19 protein-coding genes are annotated in these 17,185 nt (G+C 72.9%); 18 read left to right on the forward strand and 1 reads right to left on the reverse strand.

Translation table 11 applies throughout. The features are described 5' to 3' along the window. The first annotated feature begins 39 nt into the window (after nt 1-39). The 17 genes from ACWD4P_RS12360 to ACWD4P_RS12440 all read left to right on the forward strand — a co-directional run bounded on the left by ACWD4P_RS12360 (nt 40) and on the right by ACWD4P_RS12440 (nt 14,828). On the forward strand, nt 40-618 hold the full coding sequence (locus tag ACWD4P_RS12360; RefSeq protein ID WP_359822362.1) for a hypothetical protein: 579 nt from the start codon (nt 40-42) through the stop codon (nt 616-618). Nucleotides 619-971: 353 nt separating this feature from the next. Next, a complete protein-coding gene (gene rpsP / locus ACWD4P_RS12365; RefSeq protein ID WP_045700219.1) occupies nt 972-1,400 on the forward strand; it encodes a 30S ribosomal protein S16 in 429 nt (142 codons plus the stop codon). Between the two features lie 2 nt (nt 1,401-1,402). Continuing rightward, on the forward strand, nt 1,403-1,642 hold the full coding sequence (locus ACWD4P_RS12370; protein ID WP_030056773.1) for an RNA-binding protein: 240 nt from the start codon (nt 1,403-1,405) through the stop codon (nt 1,640-1,642). A gap of 157 nt (nt 1,643-1,799) precedes the next feature. Continuing rightward, nucleotides 1,800-2,462 carry a ribosome maturation factor RimM gene (gene rimM / locus ACWD4P_RS12375; RefSeq protein WP_449779529.1) on the forward strand — a complete coding sequence of 221 codons (663 nt, stop codon included), beginning with the start codon at nt 1,800-1,802 and terminating at the stop codon, nt 2,460-2,462. A 104-nt stretch (nt 2,463-2,566) separates the two neighbouring features. Next, nucleotides 2,567-3,385 carry a tRNA (guanosine(37)-N1)-methyltransferase TrmD gene (gene trmD, locus ACWD4P_RS12380; RefSeq protein WP_359822378.1) on the forward strand — a complete coding sequence of 273 codons (819 nt, stop codon included), beginning with the start codon at nt 2,567-2,569 and terminating at the stop codon, nt 3,383-3,385. A gap of 154 nt (nt 3,386-3,539) precedes the next feature. After that, nucleotides 3,540-3,890, forward strand: coding sequence for a 50S ribosomal protein L19 (gene rplS, locus ACWD4P_RS12385; protein ID WP_030306736.1), 351 nt, complete (start codon nt 3,540-3,542; stop codon nt 3,888-3,890). Nucleotides 3,891-3,968: 78 nt separating this feature from the next. Next, nucleotides 3,969-4,919 (forward strand): signal peptidase I, encoded by a 951-nt coding sequence (gene lepB, locus ACWD4P_RS12390; protein ID WP_449779530.1) that lies wholly within the window; start codon nt 3,969-3,971, stop codon nt 4,917-4,919. Continuing rightward, nucleotides 4,903-5,862 carry a signal peptidase I gene (lepB, locus tag ACWD4P_RS12395; protein ID WP_449779531.1) on the forward strand — a complete coding sequence of 320 codons (960 nt, stop codon included), beginning with the start codon at nt 4,903-4,905 and terminating at the stop codon, nt 5,860-5,862. Before lepB (ACWD4P_RS12390) ends, lepB (ACWD4P_RS12395) begins: the two co-directional genes overlap by 17 nt. Before the next feature lie 241 nt (nt 5,863-6,103). Further along, nucleotides 6,104-7,108, forward strand: a complete 1,005-nt coding sequence (lepB, locus tag ACWD4P_RS12400; RefSeq protein WP_359822349.1) for a signal peptidase I — start codon at nt 6,104-6,106, stop codon at nt 7,106-7,108. 160 nt (nt 7,109-7,268) lie between these two features. Continuing rightward, nucleotides 7,269-8,021 (forward strand): signal peptidase I, encoded by a 753-nt coding sequence (gene lepB / locus ACWD4P_RS12405; protein WP_359822347.1) that lies wholly within the window; start codon nt 7,269-7,271, stop codon nt 8,019-8,021. Between the two features lie 127 nt (nt 8,022-8,148). Further along, entirely contained in the window at nt 8,149-8,622 is a 474-nt protein-coding gene (locus ACWD4P_RS12410) for an NUDIX hydrolase (RefSeq protein ID WP_449779532.1), read from the forward strand. 55 nt (nt 8,623-8,677) lie between these two features. Then, nucleotides 8,678-9,004: a DUF2469 domain-containing protein gene (locus ACWD4P_RS12415; protein ID WP_030056781.1), complete on the forward strand. Its 327-nt coding sequence runs from the start codon at nt 8,678-8,680 to the stop codon at nt 9,002-9,004. 168 nt (nt 9,005-9,172) lie between these two features. After that, nucleotides 9,173-9,676, forward strand: coding sequence for a YraN family protein (locus ACWD4P_RS12420; protein WP_359822342.1), 504 nt, complete (start codon nt 9,173-9,175; stop codon nt 9,674-9,676). A gap of 1 nt (nt 9,677) precedes the next feature. Beyond that, nucleotides 9,678-11,393: a YifB family Mg chelatase-like AAA ATPase gene (locus tag ACWD4P_RS12425; RefSeq protein ID WP_449779533.1), complete on the forward strand. Its 1,716-nt coding sequence runs from the start codon at nt 9,678-9,680 to the stop codon at nt 11,391-11,393. Between the two features lie 32 nt (nt 11,394-11,425). After that, the gene (gene dprA, locus ACWD4P_RS12430; protein ID WP_449779541.1) at nt 11,426-12,613 is read left to right on the forward strand and encodes a DNA-processing protein DprA; all 1,188 of its coding nucleotides are present in this window, start codon (nt 11,426-11,428) and stop codon (nt 12,611-12,613) included. A gap of 536 nt (nt 12,614-13,149) precedes the next feature. Then, nucleotides 13,150-13,986 carry an RNA polymerase sigma factor WhiG gene (gene whiG / locus ACWD4P_RS12435; RefSeq protein ID WP_449779542.1) on the forward strand — a complete coding sequence of 279 codons (837 nt, stop codon included), beginning with the start codon at nt 13,150-13,152 and terminating at the stop codon, nt 13,984-13,986. Nucleotides 13,987-14,243: 257 nt separating this feature from the next. Further along, nucleotides 14,244-14,828 carry a TetR/AcrR family transcriptional regulator gene (locus tag ACWD4P_RS12440; protein WP_359822373.1) on the forward strand — a complete coding sequence of 195 codons (585 nt, stop codon included), beginning with the start codon at nt 14,244-14,246 and terminating at the stop codon, nt 14,826-14,828. 138 nt (nt 14,829-14,966) lie between these two features. On the opposite strand, the gene ACWD4P_RS12445 is transcribed toward ACWD4P_RS12440, so the two are convergent. Continuing rightward, a complete protein-coding gene (locus ACWD4P_RS12445; RefSeq protein WP_359822335.1) occupies nt 14,967-15,383 on the reverse strand; it encodes a M23 family metallopeptidase in 417 nt (138 codons plus the stop codon). A gap of 888 nt (nt 15,384-16,271) precedes the next feature. On the opposite strand from ACWD4P_RS12445, the gene rpsB reads away from it, so the two are divergent. After that, on the forward strand, nt 16,272-17,144 hold the full coding sequence (gene rpsB, locus ACWD4P_RS12450; protein WP_449779534.1) for a 30S ribosomal protein S2: 873 nt from the start codon (nt 16,272-16,274) through the stop codon (nt 17,142-17,144). Nucleotides 17,145-17,185: the final 41 nt, after the last annotated feature.

Raw genomic sequence — 17,185 nt, forward strand, 5'->3', positions numbered from 1 at the left:
CATGCGGAACATCGGCTCGCACTCCATCGTTGGTCTAGCGTGAGCACGACACAGCCCCTCGTTCTCGCGGCCGAACTGGCCGCCGCCTGGAGCGACATCCAGGCCTACCACCAGGACCTTCCCGATCTCGCCTCGCCCGAGGCCCTGATCGGCGAGTCCTCCTCGGCCTGCGGGACGCGGCTCGGTTTCGAGCGCCTCCTGCACGAGGCCGCCCACGGTCTGGCCGCGGCCCGGGACATCCGGGACACCTCGCGGGCCGGCCGCTACCACAACCGGCGCTTCCTGATGCTCGCTTCCGAGCTGGGCCTGGCGCACCCGGTCGAGCCGCACGCGAGCAGCGGCTTCTCCCAGGTGACCATGCTCAAGGAGACGCAGGAGCGGTACGCCGACACCATCGAACGCCTGGACCGCGCCCTCGGGGCGCACCAGGAAGCGGTGGCCGGCGACGGCGCGACGCGCGCCTTCCGCGGCCCGGCGGCCCGGCACGGCTCCTCCGGGGGCGGCGTGCGGGTCAAGGCGGTCTGCGGCTGCGGGCGCAACGTCCGGGTCGTCCCGTCGGTGCTCGCGCAGGCGTCCATCGTCTGCGGCGCGTGCCAGCAACCGTTCAAGATCGCCTGAGCGGTCGACGTCCCGACGGGCTGCTGTGCGGGCAGCGGTCCGGCCGGAATGGAACGGCGCAGGGTCCGGCAGCGCGAGCGTGCGGGCCCGGAGTGAAGTGAGCGGTACAGCAGGACGGCGGTGATGTCATCGGGTTGGACCGGGAGCGGGGGCTCCCGGTCGAGCCCTGAACGGGCGCCCGGCCCCGCGTACAGGCGGTTCTCGCCGATGTGGCAGAATGGACAGCTGAGTACTCGGCAGCCGAGCAGGACCCCTCTCTCCTACGGCTGGCGTGTCCCTTGAACGGTCCGCCCCGCAACCCCACGCGGTGGCGAGCCCGCTCACCCACGTCAACACCAGGAGAATCCACTCCCGTGGCAGTCAAGATCAAGCTCAAGCGTCTCGGCAAGATTCGCTCCCCGCACTACCGCATCGTCGTCGCCGACGCCCGCACCAAGCGTGACGGTCGCGCGATCGAGGAGATCGGCATCTACCAGCCGACCTACAACCCCTCGAAGATCGAGGTCGACAGCGACCGCGCCCAGTACTGGCTGTCCGTCGGCGCCCAGCCGACCGAGCCGGTCCTCGCCATCCTGAAGCTGACCGGCGACTGGCAGAAGTTCAAGGGCCTGCCGGCTCCGGCGCCGCTGAAGGTCGCCGAGCCGAAGGTCGAGGACTTCTCGCACCTGTTCGCGAAGGCCGTCGCCGGCTTCGAGGACGCCACCACCGGTGTCGCCATCACCCCGAAGGCCAAGAAGTCGGACAAGGCCGAGGCCGAGGCCGACGCCGCCGCCGAGGCCTGATCGTGATCGAGGACGCCCTCGACCACCTGGTGAAGGGCATCGTCGAGCACCCCGACGAGGTGCAGGTGCGCTCGCGCAACCTGCGTCGGGGTAACACCATCGAGGTGCGAGTGCACCCCGATGACCTCGGCAAGGTGATCGGCCGGGGTGGCCGTACGGCGCGCGCGCTGCGCACCGTGGTCGGCGCCCTCGGCGGTCGCAACGTCCGGGTCGACCTGGTCGACGTGGACAACATTCGCTGACGCTGCTGCTCGTTCAGCCGTCAGGGCTTGTGAGGCCGACCGGGACGCATGTCGTCCCGGTCGGCCTTTCGCATTTCCATCCGCATTTCCGTCGCATCATCGCTTCGCAGCCCGTCGCTTTTCGTATCGGCTCAGGAACTCCAGGAGAACGATCACCGTGCAGCTCGTCGTCGGCAGGATCGGCCGTGCCCACGGCATCAGGGGGGACGTCAGTGTCGAGGTCCGCACCGACGAGCCGGAACTCCGGCTCGGCCCCGGTGCCGTCCTGCTCACCGACCCCGCGTCGGCCGGACCGCTGACCATCGAGTCCGGCCGGGTGCACAGCGGCCGACTGCTGCTGCGCTTCGTCGGCGTCAAGGACCGCAACGCGGCCGAGGCCCTCCGCGGGACCATGCTCATCGCCGAGATCGACCCGGAGGAGCGCCCCGAGGACCCGGAGGAGTACTACGACCACCAGCTGATCGGGCTGGACGTCGTGCTGCTGGACGGAACCCCGGTCGGCGAGCTGGCCGAGGTCCTCCACCTGCCCTACCAGGACCTGCTCATGGTGAGGAAGGCCGACGGGACGGAGGTGCTGGTGCCCTTCGTCAGCCAGATCGTGCCGACCATCGACCTGGAGAACCAGCGTGCCGTGATCACCCCGCCGGCCGGGCTGATCGACCCGGAGCAGGCCGAGGTCGCGGGGACCTCCTCGGCCGGTGGTGCCGAGGGCGCTGAGGGTGCTGAGGACACCGGGGGTGCTGCGGACGCCGAGGGCGCTGAGGACGCCGAGGGCACTGCGGACGCCGGGGGCGCGAAGGGTTCGGAGGAGTCGGAGTGACTGCCGAGGAGCGTGCCGAGGAGCGTGTCGAGGCGGGCCCCGGGACGGCCGCCGACGCCGAGGCGGGCGTCGTGGACGCCGTGTCCGGCGGCGTGCAGAGCGGTATGCGGATCGACGTCGTCACGATCTTCCCCGAGTACCTGGAACCGCTGGACATCTCGCTGGTCGGCAAGGCCCGCGCCCGCGGCCAGCTGGACGTGCACGTCCACGACCTGCGCGCGTGGACCCACGACGTGCACCGCACGGTCGACGACAGCCCGTACGGCGGCGGCCCCGGCATGGTGATGAAGCCCGAGCCGTGGGGCGAGGCGCTGGACGCGGTGGTCGCCGCCGGCCCCGAGGGGCAGGTGCCCACCCTGGTCGTGCCGACCCCGAGCGGGCGCCCGTTCACCCAGGAGCTCGCCCAGGAGCTGGCCGGCCGCCCGTGGCTGGCCTTCACCCCCGCCCGGTACGAGGGCATCGACCGCCGCGTGATCGAGGAGGCGGCCACCCGGATGCCGGTGGTCGAGGCCTCGATCGGCGACTACGTGCTGGCCGGCGGCGAGGTCGCCGTGCTGGTGATGGTCGAGGCGATCGCCCGGCTGCTTCCCGGGGTGCTCGGTAACGCCGAGTCCCACCGCGACGACTCCTTCGCCCCGGGCGCGATGGCCGACCTGCTGGAGGGCCCGGTCTACACCAAGCCCGCCGAGTGGCGCGGTCGGACGGTGCCGGACGTGCTGCTCAGCGGCAACCACGGCAGGATCGCCCGCTGGCGCCGTGAGCAGGCCTTCGCCCGGACCCTGGCGAACCGGCCCGACCTGGTCGAGCGCTGGCAGTACGGCGCCTTCGACAAGAAGGAGCGGGAGGCGCTGAGCATCCTCGGCCTGGCCTGGGACGAGCGGCTCGGCCGATTTCGGTCCGCGGCCGGTGATGTGGAAGAATAGGCGCTTGCTGTCTGTCGCTGGTTCCCTCCTGTAGGGGGCACGTGGACCGGCGCCCCCGCCACGGGGGGATCGTCGTCAGCCGATGCGGCCCGCAGCAGACCCCATTGTGACGATTTTCCGTGGGCGGCCCGTGGCGCCTGCGATGGAGAGCAACATGAGCAACAAGCTCGCTGCTGTCGACGCGGCCTCGCTGCGTAGCGACATCCCGGCCTTCCGCGCCGGTGACACCCTGAAGGTTCACGTCCGGGTCATCGAGGGCAACCGCTCCCGTGTCCAGGTCTTCCAGGGCGTCGTCATCCGCCGCCACGGCGCCGGTATCGGTGAGACCTTCACCGTCCGCAAGGTCAGCTTCAACGTCGGCGTGGAGCGCACCTTCCCGGTGCACACCCCGGTCGTCGAGAAGATCGAGGTCGTGACCCGCGGTGCGGTTCGCCGCGCCAAGCTGTACTACCTGCGTGACCTCCGCGGCAAGGCCGCGAAGATCAAGGAGAAGCGCGACCGCTGATCCACCGGCCCCCGGCCTCGCCGGGGGATCGGAACGCTCTGAGGGGAGCGGGCCGCCGCAAGGTAGGCTCACCCCCCGATGAGCACGCACGAACCACCCGCGGACCGCGACGGCAGTCCCGCACCCACCGGTGCGGACTCGCTGTCGCGGTCCGCGGTCGTTTCCGGGAGCAGTCCGGGCGGGGCTTCCGGGAGCGCGTCCGACGCGTCCGTCGAGTCCGCCGAGTCCGTCGAGTCCGTCGAGTCCGACGAGCGCGATCCCGGCGCGGGCGCAGGACGCGCACAGCGCTCCGAGGGCCCGGAGCAGGCTGGGGTCCCGGACGGCGACGGCTCGGAGCAGGAGGAGGAGCCCGGGCACTCGCGCTCGCGGGACCTGCTGCTCCTGGTGGGGATCTGCCTGGCGGCCCTGCTGCTGGTGAACGCCTTCGTCGCACGCCCGTTCTCGGTGCCCTCCGGATCGATGGAGGAGACCCTGCGCCCGGGCGACCGGCTGGTCGCGAACCAGCTCGCCTACGCCTTCGGCGGCCACCCCCAGCGGGGCGACATCGTGGTCTTCGACGGGAGGGGCTCCTTCCTCCGGGAGTCGGCGAAGCCGGCCGGCTTCGGGGACGGCCTGCGCTCGTTCGCGCAGGACCTCGGGCTGGCCCCGGCCGGGGACACCGTCTACGTCAAGCGCGTGATCGGCGTCGCCGGGGACCGGGTGACCAGTGCCGGCCCGGGCACGCCGATCACCGTCAACGGCGTGCCGATCGACGAGAGCGGCTACCTGTCCCCGGGCGACGACCCGTCGAGCGTGGCCTTCGACGTCATCGTGCCGCCCGGCAAGCTGTGGGTGATGGGCGACCACCGCAGCGCCTCCCGGGACTCCCGCGACCACCTCGGTGAGCCCGGCGGCGGATTCGTGCCCGAGGCGAAGGTGATCGGCCGCGCGGACTGGGTGGTCTACCCGTTCTCGCGCTGGACCGGCCTGGACCGGCCCGCGGCCTTCGCCGCGACTGCGGGGACGGGCGGTCATGGGGACCAGGGGTAGGGGACGGCTCGCCGACCGGCCGGCGGCCGGGGGAGCGACACCCTGGGGAGCGGGGGAGGAGGGTGCGGCGGCCCGCGGGTCGGCCGAGGCCCCGCCGACGCGCGGCCGGGCCGAGCGCCGCCGCACGGCCCGCAAGGCGACCCGACGGCGCAAGCGCTCGCTGGTGCGGGAGATCCCGCTGATCGTCCTGGTGGCCCTGCTGGTGGCACTGGTGATGAAGACCTTCCTGGTCCAGGTGTTCGTGATCCCCTCGGGCTCGATGGAGCAGACCATCCTGATCGGGGACCGGGTACTGGTCGACAAGCTGACCCCCTGGTTCGGCAGTGAGCCGCAGCGCGGCGACATCGTGGTGTTCAAGGATCCGGGCGGCTGGCTGGAACGCGATCGCAAGCCGTCCTCGGACGGTCCGGTGCTGGGCGCGGCCAAGCAGGTGCTGACCTACGTCGGACTGCTGCCCTCCGGCAACGAGCAGGACCTGATCAAGCGGGTGATCGGCGTGGGCGGGGACACTGTCGAGTGCTGCGACGCGCAGGGGCGTCTCAGCGTCAACGGCCGTCCGGTGGAGGAGTCCTACCTCGCGCCCGGCAACCCGCCGTCCCGGCAGACCTTCAGGATCCAGGTGCCGCAGGGGCGGCTGTGGGTCATGGGCGACCACCGGGACGTCTCCGCCGACTCCCGTTTCCACATGGGCAATCCGGGACAGGGGACGATCCCGCTGAGCGGCGTCGTCGGTCGCGCGTTCGTGATCGCCTGGCCGCTGGACCGCTTCCACCGGCTCGAAGCGCCCGGTTCGCTCTCCTCCCTCGCCCGGATGCCGCAGGCCGGCGGAACTGCCGCGGAATCGGTGGGCGTTGGACCGGTTCCTGTGGAACCTCCGCTCGTTATGGGTGTGTTGGGCATCCTTCCGTTCGTCGTTCGCCGATCGGGGCGGCCTCCGGAGTGAGCCGGGCCGGCCGCCGACCGGAACGGCCTCGCGTGGGACCGCGAGCCGGATGCCTTGGAGTGATAGAGAAGTGCAGGTGCGGCCGGGAGCGGTTCCGGCCGTGGGCCGAGGCTGTGCTGGTGTCAGGGGAGCCCGCGGTGGGAAGCCCTGAGACGTTTCATGGTCGTGGTGAGCGTGGTGCCCGCTGTGCGGCACTCTGAGCGCGGGCGCGCGGGCGTCCGCACAGCAGGGAGGAGACGTTGTGGGGGATTTGGTGATCGGCGCCCGATCAGGCGCCGGAGAACCCGAGGGCTCGGGCCGCCGGGCGGACCGGTCTGCCGAGTCCGCGGCCTCGCCCGCCTCGGCCGAGGCCGCGGCGGCGCAGACCGCCGACGGACAGGGCGGGGGCGGACCGGACGACTCCCCGGACTCCCCGCACGCGGCCGAGCCCGCGGACGGATCGGAGTCGCAGGCTCCGTCCAAGCCGCGCAAACCGCGCTCGTTCTGGAAGGAACTGCCGATCCTGGTCGGCATCGCGCTGATCCTCGCGCTGGTGATCAAGACCTTCTTCGTCCAGGCCTTCTCCATCCCGTCGGAATCGATGCAGAACACGCTGCAGGTCGGCGACCGCGTCCTGGTGGACAAGCTGACCCCGTGGTTCGGGGCCGAGCCCGAGCGCGGCGAGGTCGTGGTGTTCCACGACCCGGGCGGCTGGCTCAACGACGAGCCGACCCAGCAGAGCAGCAACACCTTCCTCCGCGGCGTGCAGGACGTGCTCAGCTTCGTCGGGCTGATGCCCTCCGCCAACGAGAAGGACCTGATCAAGCGGGTCATCGCGGTCGGCGGGGACACCGTCGAGTGCGAGGGCGAGGGGCCGGTCAAGGTCAACGGCGTCGCGCTCAACGAGCCGTACGTCTACCAGGGCAACACCCCCTGTGGAGACCACCCCTTCGGCCCGGTCAAGGTGCCCAAGGACCGGATCTGGGTGATGGGCGACCACCGCGCCAACTCGCTGGACTCCCGGTTCCACATGGACCAGCCGGGCGGCGGCACCGTCCCGGTGGACAACGTGATCGGGCGCGCCTTCGTGGTGGCCTGGCCGGTCGGCCACTGGTCGACGCTGCCGGTGCCGGACACCTTCGACCAGAAGGGCCTGGCGGCGGCCGCGCCCATGGCGCCCCCCGTGGCCGGTGCGGTGGGGGCTGTTGCCCTGCTTCCGCTGGTGCGCCGGGTGCGGGGTCGGGCGGAGCGCCGCAGGGAGTCCTGAGCTCCGCCGGATCGTGTTCCACCGGGTTGGCTCCGGCTCTTGCGCGGGCCGTGGTACCGACGAGTAATCTGCTCGGACGTGCCACGGCCCGTCGGCATTTCCGCGTGGGCCCCCGGCGTGCCAGTGGTGTTCTCCGGTCGGCCAGAGGTGGACGGTGTCGATGAGCAGTGTCGTGGAGCAGACGGCCGACCGCCCCGCCGCGCCCGGCCGCGCGCGCCCGCGGCCCGCCGCGGTGCTGCAGGGTGTCGCCCTGGCACTCGGGCTGGTGCTGATGGTCGGCGGCTTCGGCCTGATCGCGGTCGACTACCGGCCGTACAAGATCCCCACCGCCTCGATGCACCCGACGCTGCGCATCGGTGACACCGTGCTCGCCCGCAAGGTCGGCGGCGGCGACATCGGACGGGGCGACGTGGTGGTCTTCCGGGACCGTGCCTGGGGCGGCGAGCTCATGGTCAAGCGGGTGGTCGCGGTCGGCGGGGACACCGTCGCCACCACCGGGGCCGAGCACCGGCTGACGGTCAACGGGCAGCCGGTGGACGAGCCCTACCTCGCGACGCAGGGCCGCCAGGGCGACTCGTTCAGCGCGACGGTGCCACAGGGCCGGCTGTTCCTGCTCGGCGACAACCGGGTGGGCTCGCTGGACTCCCGCACCCACCTGGAGGTCGACGGCGGAACCGTCCCGGCCGACGCCGTCGAGGCCAGGGTCGAGGCCACCGTGCTGCCCTTCGGCAGGACGGGCCTGCTCGACCGGGTCACGGACTTCGACGGCTTCGCGGGCCCGAAGGCCTCGCAGCCGGGGCCGCTGGAGCCCGCCGCCTACGCCGCCGTCGCGGGCGCGGCGCTGATCCTCGTGACCTCGGCGGTGGGCGGGGTGGCGGGCCTGGCCCGCCGGCTCCGGAGGCGCAGCCCCTGAGCGGGACCGCCGCCGTGCCGCCCGCTCTGCCGAACATCGCCCCGGACGGCCGCGTCGGGTGGCAGGATCGGTAACGCCAGGACCGGTAACGCCACCGACGCGCGGGAGAGGAGTGTGGAGCGCTGCCATGACAGCACGGCGTCGCAGGGCGGCGCGGATCCTGCTGCTGGACGGGCAGGACCGCATCCTCCTTCTGCTGGGGGCCGACCCGGCTGCCCCGGGGGAGACCTGGTGGATCACACCCGGGGGCGGCTTGGAGGCGGGCGAGGGTGTCCGCGAGGCCGCCGAGCGGGAGCTCGCCGAGGAGACCGGCCTGCGGGGTGTGGACCTGGGGCCCTTGGTGGCGTACGGCACGGTGTCGTTCTCCTTTCAGGGACAGCGCTACGAGCAGGAGCAGTGGTTCCACCTGGCCCGGACCACGGACACGGGGCTGGACCACTCGGGCATGGGCGCGGACGAGCACGCCCAGCTGCTCGCGGCGCGCTGGTGGACGGTCGAGGAATTGAGGGGGACCGCCGAGACGGTCTATCCGGCCGGTCTGGCGGACTTCCTGGAGCGGCTGCTGGCCGAGGGCCCGCCGGTGGATCCGGTACGGCTCTGACCGTGGGTGCGGTGGTCCACAATGGGTGGACGTGACAAGTTGAGGGGACGCCTGGATGAGTGCCGAAGATCTCGAGAAGTACGAGACCGAGATGGAGCTCAAGCTCTACCGGGAGTACCGGGACGTCGTCGGCCTGTTCAAGTACGTGATCGAGACCGAGCGACGGTTCTACCTCACCAACGACTACGAGCTGCAGGTGCACTCGGTCCAGGGTGAGGTGTTCTTCGAGGTGTCGATGGCGGATGCGTGGGTCTGGGACATGTACCGGCCGGCCCGGTTCGTCCGCAAGGTCCGGGTGCTGACCTTCAAGGACGTGAACATCGAGGAACTCGCGAAGAGCGATCTGGAGCTGCCCTCGGACGAGTCCGGCTTCGGGAACTGACGTTGAACGACTCCGTCCCGCGTTGTCCAGCCGAATTTCGCGAGGACGAGGCTTCTCACCCCTGCGGGTGACAAGAACCGACCACGAACCCGAGTTATCCACAGGGAACGGGAATTCCCGGGCCTCGTCGTGCGCAGTGGTACAGCCTCCTCGGCGGAGGTGGTCACCATGCAGCAGACCGTCGTGCAGGACCAGGCCGTACCGAACGCGGCCGCAGTCGGGGAGGCCCCGCGGTCGGTCCCGGACCGCGGCACCAGGAACGGGCTCGGCCGGTACGGGGAGCGGGTCGCCGCCCGCCGCCTCGTGGAGGCCGGGCTGCGCATCCTGGACCTCAACTGGCGCTGCGCCGAGGGCGAGCTCGACATCGTCGCCCTCGACGGAGACACCGTGGCGGTCTGCGAGGTGAAGACCCGCTCCGAGCGGGGTTTCCAGCAGCCCACCGAGGCGATCGACCGGGCCAAGGCCGCCCGGCTGCAACGCCTGGCCGAGCGCTGGATGGCCGAGCGCTGGCCCGACCACTTCGCCCGGCTGGCCGGCCCCGGCTACGACCCGGGGCCCACCGATCCGCAGTGGCCGCCCGCCCCACCGGGCGGGGTGCGGATCGACCTGGTCGCGGTGGTCAACCGGGCGCGGGGTGCGGCCCTGGTCGACCACCTGCGGGGGGTGGTCTGAGATGGCCTTCGCCCGTACCTGTTCCGTCGCGCTGGTCGGCGTCGACGGAGTGATCGTCGAGGTCCAGGCCGATCTGGAGCCCGGGGTGGCCGCGTTCACCCTGGTCGGCCTGCCCGACAAGGCGCTCACCGAGGCCCGTGACCGGGTCCGTGCCGCGGTCGTGAACAGCGGCGAGGCCTGGCCGCAGCGCAAACTGACGGTCGGCCTCAGCCCCGCCTCGGTGCCCAAGAGCGGCAGCGGCTTCGACCTCGCGGTGGCCTGCGCCGTGCTGGCCGCCGCCGAACGGCTCGACCCCTCCGCCATCGCCGATCTACTGGTCATCGGCGAGCTGGGGCTGGACGGCAGGGTGCGGCCGGTCCGAGGGGTGCTGCCGTCGGTGCTGGCCGCCGCCGACGCCGGGTACGAGCGGGTCGTGGTCGCCGAGCAGACGGCGCCCGAGGCCTCGCTCGTCCCCGGGGTGACGGTGATCGGCGTCCGGAGCCTGCGCCAGCTCGTCGCCATCCTGACCGGCGCGACGGCACCGGAGGAGCCGCCCGATCCGATCGGAGGCCGGCCGGATCCGCTGATGGCCGGCCTGATGCTGCCCAGCGCGGGTGTGCGGGGCCTGCCCGACGACAAGGCGGCCCGGCTCGACATGGCCGACGTGGCCGGCCAGTACGAGGCCCGGCGGGCACTGGAGATCGCCGCCGCCGGAGGACACCACCTCTACCTGAAGGGTCCGCCGGGCGCGGGCAAGACGATGCTGGCGGAGCGGCTGCCCGCGCTGCTCCCACCGCTGACCCAGAAGGAGGCGCTGGAGGTCACCGCCGTCCACTCGGTGGCAGGGCTGCTCCCCGTCGGGCGTCCGCTGATCGACACCGCGCCCTACTGCGCCCCGCACCACTCCACGACGATGCCGGCCATCGTCGGCGGCGGCAGCGGGCTGCCGAGACCGGGGGCGGTCTCGCTCGCCCACCGGGGCGTGCTCTTCCTGGACGAGGCGCCGGAGTTCCCGGTCCGGGTGCTCGACGCGCTGCGCCAGCCACTGGAGGCGGGCGAGGTGGTGATCGCCCGCTCGGCCGGTTCGCTGCGGCTCCCGGCCCGCTTCCTGCTCTGCCTGGCGGCCAACCCCTGCCCCTGCGGCCGGTACTCGCGGCGGGGCGAGGGCTGCGAGTGCACCCCGGCCATGGTCAGCCGCTACCAGGGGCGGCTCTCCGGGCCCCTGTTGGACCGGGTCGACCTCCAGGTCCAGGTCGCCCCGGTGACGAGGGTGGAGCTCATGGAGCGGGACACCACGGCGGAGACCACCGAGACCGTCGCGGCCCGGGTCCTGGCCGCACGGGAGAGGGCGGCGGCCCGGCTGGCGAACACCCCGTGGCGGACCAACGCGGAGGTCCCGGGCCACGAGCTGCGCACCCGCTGGCGGCTCGGAGCCGGCGCGCTCAACGATGCCGCGCGCCAGTTGGAGCGGGGGCTGCTCACTGCCCGGGGCCTGGACCGGGTGCTCCGGGTCGCCTGGACGGTCGCCGACCTCGCCGGACGGGACCGGCCGGACCAGCGGGACGTGCGCACCGCCCTGGTCCTGCGCACCGGGGTGGAGAACGGACTGCCGCTGACCGAGCGGGTCTTCGGCCGGCTCGGCGGCATCCCGGCGCAACGCGCCAGCCCGGACGGAGGCCGGCCCGGCAAGGCCGGGGCGCCCGAGGAAGGTCCGCAGAACCAGGAGGGTGAGGCATGAACCAGTTGTTGGGGCAAGCGCGAGTTCCCGGCATGGACGGGGACGGGCCCGGCACCGCGACCACCGCGACCACCGCGACCACCGCAAGGACCGCGGGGAACGAACCCGAACGCCTTGCCAGAGTGCTGCTCGGCCGGCTCAGCGAACCGGGGGACGCGGTGGTCGGCCGGTGGCTCGGCCAGCTCCCCGCCGTCGACGTGGTGAAGGCGATCCGGGCGGGGACGGTGCCCGACCACCCCGGACTGGACGCCACCCGACTGGCCGGGTACCAGGCGCGGCTCCCGGGGCTGCACCCGGAGATGGACCTGAAACGGGTAAGGGACGTCGGTGGGCGGTTCATCATTCCGGGGGACACGGAGTGGCCCAGCCAGCTCGACGACCTGGGCGACGGACGTCCGATCGGGCTCTGGGTGACGGGTACCGGCTCGTTGCGGCTGCTCGCACTCCGCTCGGTCGCGATGGTGGGCTCACGCGCCTGCACGGCCTACGGCGCCCACGTCGCGGGGGAGTTGGCGGCCCAACTGGCCGAGCGCGGCTGGGTGGTGGTCTCCGGAGCCGCCTACGGGATCGACGCGGCCGCGCACCGCGGGGCCCTCGCGGTCGGCGGGGCGACCGCCGCCGTGCTGGCCTGCGGCGTCGACGTGGCCTACCCCAAGGGCAACGCCGAACTGATCCGGCGGATCGGCGCCCAGGGGCTGCTGGTCAGCGAACTCCCGCCCGGGGAGCACCCGAACCGCTTCCGCTTCGTCCTGCGCAACCGGGTCATCGCGGCGCTCACCCGGGGCACGGTGGTGGTCGAGGCAGCGGTGCGCAGCGGCGCCCTGTGCACGGCCAGGCGGGCGAGGGACCTCAACCGCCACACCATGGGCGTGGCGGGCCCGGTGACCTCGGAGCTCTCCGCCGGGGTGCACGCCCTGATCCGCAGCGGCGGAGCCACCCTGGTCACCGACGCGGGGGAGATCGCCGAGCTGATCGGGTCGATCGGGGACGACCTGGCTCCGCAGCGCAGCGGCCCGGTGCTCCCGCGCGACCTGCTGGAGCCGTCGGTGGCCCGGGTGCTGGAGGCCGTACCGGCGACGGCGGAGGGCGCACCGGTGGAACGACTGGCCCGGCAGTCCGGTCTCCCCCCGGACGAAGTCCTGCAACGGCTCTACGAGTTGGCCTCGCTCGGTTACGTGGAGCGACACGGCGCGCACTGGCGCGTGGTGCGCAGGAGGTGAGCGCCGGAAGCTGGAACACGTTCGCGTCGAGGGAACGCCTGTCGGAGCCGCCCGGCTGACCTGCCGATCCGGTTCTGCTGTTCGTCGCCCGGATCCGGTGTGCGAGCGCCACCGGATCGGGGGACGACCGAGCGGCGGTAGCGCTTCGCAGTGAGTCGGTCACGCTACGCTCCACATGCCTTCCCTATCAGCACATGACTCGGCAGAACGGCTCAGACCAACGCATGCCCACACACATTCCCGGACACAGAGTGACCGGTGGTGCTCGGTCCTCGGGAGGGCCGCGGACCGAGCGGCGCCCCGCGCCAGACTTCCCGTCCAAGTCGGCGGGGACGATGGGAGGCCTGTCACGCCAGGGCGGCCGGCCGACGGTGGTGCCCCAACCCGCGGATGCGGCCCGGGGTGCCGAGCCCGCCCGGGGCGCGGACGCGGCCGACCCCGCCGGCGCGCCCCCCGGCGCAATCGTGGCCGACGCGCCCCCGCTGCCCGGCAATGCGCCGACCCGGGGCACCACCTCCCCGACGTTCGCCTCGCCGGTGTCCCCGCTCCGCCGGGAGAGGGCGGCGGCGGACGGTGACCGGGGACAGGATGCTCGGGAGGCCGCGGCCCAGGGGCGCACCGCGCTCGAAGAGCTCTGGCGCTCCTACAAGGAGACCGGGGACCAGCGGCTGAGGGAGCAGCTGATCCTCCACTACTCACCGCTCGTCAAGTACGTGGCGGGGCGGGTCGGCGTCGGCCTGCCCTCCAACGTCGAGCAGGCGGACTTCGTCTCCTCGGGCGTCTTCGGGCTGATCGACGCGATCGAGAAGTTCGACATCGACCGCGCCATCAAGTTCGAGACCTACGCGATCAGCCGCATCCGCGGCGCGATCATCGACGAGCTGCGCGCCCTGGACTGGATCCCGCGCTCGGTGCGGCAGAAGGCGAAGGCGGTCGAGCGGACGTACGCGACGCTGGAGGCCCGGCTGCGCCGGACGCCGCACGAACCCGAGGTCGCCGCCGAGATGGGCATCGCGATCGAGGACCTGCACGCCATCTTCAGCCAGCTGTCGCTCGCCAACGTGGTGGCGCTGGACGAGCTGCTCCACCCGGTGGGGGAGGGCGGTGACCGGCTGAGCCTGATGGACACCCTGGAGGACCACGGTGCGGACAACCCGGTCGAGGTCGCCGAGGACCGCGAGCTGCGCAGGCTGCTGGCTCAGGCGGTCAACACCCTCCCAGAGCGGGAGAAGACGGTGGTGACGCTCTACTACTACGAGGGCCTCACCCTCGCCGAGATCGGGCAGGTGCTGGGGGTGACGGAGAGTCGGGTGAGCCAGATCCACACCAAGTCCGTCCTCCAGCTGCGCGCCAAAATGTCGGACATCCGATAGGGCGTCGGTAGCTGTAGCCGTAGCCGTAGCCGTAGCCGTAGCCGGAGCCGGGTTCGGGTCCGGGGATCGGGAGCCGGGCATCGACCGCAGGGATGCCGGCGGAGGGATGCCGGCGGAGGGGTGTTGACCCAGGGGTGCGGACAGCCGGGCGTCGGAAGGCGTCGCGGGCCCCGCGCCTCCTTTCGACGCGCGGCGCCGTACCGGCCGGAGATATGGCTCCGTACAGTGGGAGCGTGCCGAAGATCCGAGCGGCCACGGTGGCCGAGCATCGCCAGCTCCAGCGGGCAGCCCTCCTCGATGCTGCCCGCATCCTGCTCACCGAAGGTGGCATGGATGCCCTGACCTTCCCCGCGCTCGCGGCGCGCACCGGGCTGGCGCGCTCCTCGGTCTACGAGTACTTCCGCTCCCGCGCCGCCGTGGTCGAGGCGCTCTGCGAGGTGGACCTCCCGCTCTGGGCGGCCGAGATCGAGGCCGGGATGGAGAGCTGCGACACCGCCGTGGAGCGGATCGAGGCCTATGTCCGGGGCCAACTGGCGCTGGCCGCCGACCCGCGGCACCGCGCGGTGGTGGCGATCTCCGCGCTGGAGCTCGACGAGGCCGCACGCGAGCGGATCAGGGCGGCGCACGGCAGGCTGGCCGGTCTGGTCGGACGGACGCTGGAGGAGCTCGGTCACGAGCAGCCCCGGCTCGCCGCGGCCCTGGTCCAGGGTGTGGTGGAAGCGGCGACCCGTCGGGCGGAGCGGGCGGTAGCCGGAGTCCGGGCGGGTTGTGCGACGGAGAGCCCCGAGGAGATCGCCGAGGCCGCCGTCGCGATGGTGCTGCACGGACTCGTCCGCGCCTGAGCCACCCCGGGGCCCAGCCCCCGAGCCGGCACCCGAGTCCGAGCCCGTCCCTCTGGCCTGCCCCGGTTCCCGCCCCAGCGCCCCGACCTACCCGGCGCCCTGACCTACCCGGCGCCCCGACCTACCCGGCGCCCCGACCTACCCGGCGCCGCCGTTCAGCGGCAGCAGTCGCGCCGCGCCCGCGCCGAACAGGGCCAGCGGGTCGAGGTAGCGGTTGCCGCGCAGCAGCCCCCAGTGCAGGCAGTCGCGCCCGGGACAGTGCCGTCCGCCCGGGGCGAGCAGCCCGATCGTCCGTCCGGCGGCCACCGGGGTGCCGACCGGGAGGGTGCCGGTGACGGGCAGGTAGGTGGTCCGGAGCGGGGGTGTGCCCGAGCCCGGGTGGGAGACGGTCACCACCGGTCGCCCCGCCACCAGCCCGGAGAACGCGATGACCCCGGGAGCCGCCGCCCGGATCTCCGCCCCGGGCGCGGCGGCGAGGTCCACCCCTCGGTGCCCGGCGGTCCAGGCCTTCGCCGGCGGCTCGAACCGGCCCAGCAGGCCGCCGGGCCCGCCCACCGGCCAGGCCCGTGCACCGCTCGGCCCGGCCTCGCCGTCCGGCCCCGGAGAGCCCAGGAGGCCGGCACCTCCCGAAGCATCGGGACTCCGTGGGCCTCCGACCGTCCCCGGCGCCGACCCGCCAGGGGCCACCCCCGAAGCGCCCGAAGCCACCGAAACCCCTGAAGCCCCCGAAGCCCCCACCAGCGCGAGCGCGAGCGCCATCGCCACCACTCCGATCACCCCGCCGGGCCAGGACCACGGCGGCGACCAGGACCACGCCCGCGACCAGGACCACGCCCACGACCACGACCACCTGAGACCAGTCATGCCGGCAGGCTCCCCGTCGAGCCGCTCCCGCACCACCCACATCCGGATTCCTGTGGACAAATCGCCCCCTCTCCCGGTCGCCATCCCCCGGCCGGGTGTACGGATGCCGCCATCCGGTGTACAAACGGCATAGCGGCGACAGTTCCGGCGCAGGTAGTGACCGACCCGCGTCCGCCCTTCCCGAGCCCGCCTCCCCGCGCCTCCCGCGCCCGCTGCCGAGCCCGTCCCCGGCCGTTCTCCGGGGCTTCTCCCAGGCCCTCTGCGGGCCCCCGGCCACGCGTGGAGTCGCTCGCCCCTCGGCGCTTCCCGTACACTTCACACGCGACCCGGTCCGCCGGGTCGACTTCGCACGCCCCGCCACCGGCGGTCGGACGCGGTTCGTCCGCAGCCCCGCCAGGTGCGAGTGCCGCTCGGTCCGCCGAGCCCGACCGGTCCCCGGACCGAGCGGGCTGAAGCGGCTCGGCACGTTCGGGGCGTCAGGCGTGGCTGTCACCTGGCCGCCACGGACAAACCGAGCCTGACCCGGCAGGAAGCGCCGCAACGCGCCGCCGCCGGGCCGCAACACCAAGGAGTACGGCAATGGCCGTCGTCACGATGCGGGAGCTGCTGGAGAGCGGCGTCCACTTCGGTCACCAGACCCGCCGCTGGAACCCGAAGATGAAGCGCTTCATCATCACCGAGCGCAACGGCATCTACATCATCGACCTCCTGCAGTCGCTGAACTACATCGACCGCGCCTTCGAGTTCATCAAGGAGACCGTTGCCCACGGCGGCAGCGTCCTCTTCGTCGGCACGAAGAAGCAGGCCCAGGAGGCCATCGCCGAGCAGGCCACCCGCGTGGGCATGCCCTACGTGAACCAGCGCTGGCTCGGCGGCATGCTGACCAACTTCTCGACCGTCTACAAGCGCCTCCAGCGCCTGAAGGAGCTCGGCGAGCTGGACTTCTCGGACGTGGCCGGCTCCGGCCTCACCAAGAAGGAGCTCCTGGTCCTCCAGCGCGAGCACGACAAGCTGGAGAAGACCCTCGGCGGTATCCGCGACATGCAGCGCGTTCCCAGCGCCGTCTGGATCGTGGACACCAAGAAGGAGCACATCGCGGTCGGCGAGGCCCGGAAGCTCAACATCCCGGTCGTCGCCATCCTCGACACCAACTGTGACCCGGACGAGGTCGACTACAAGATCCCGGGCAACGACGACGCGATCCGCTCCGTCACCCTGCTGACCCGCGTGATCGCCGACGCCGTGGCCGAGGGCCTGAAGTCCCGCGCCGGTGTCGCCAAGGGCGACGCCAAGGCCGAGCCGGGTGCCGACCAGCCGCTGGCCGCCTGGGAGAAGGACCTCCTCGAGGGCGAGAAGAAGGCCGAGGAGGCCCCCGCCGCCGCCGAGGCCCCCGCCGCCGAGGCTCCCGCCGCCGAGGCCCCGGCCGCCGACGCGCCGGCCGAGCAGGCCTGACGTACCAAGGGTGAGGGGCACCCGCCGGTACGACGCCGGCA

The organism is Kitasatospora sp. NPDC002543, from assembly GCF_053594915.1.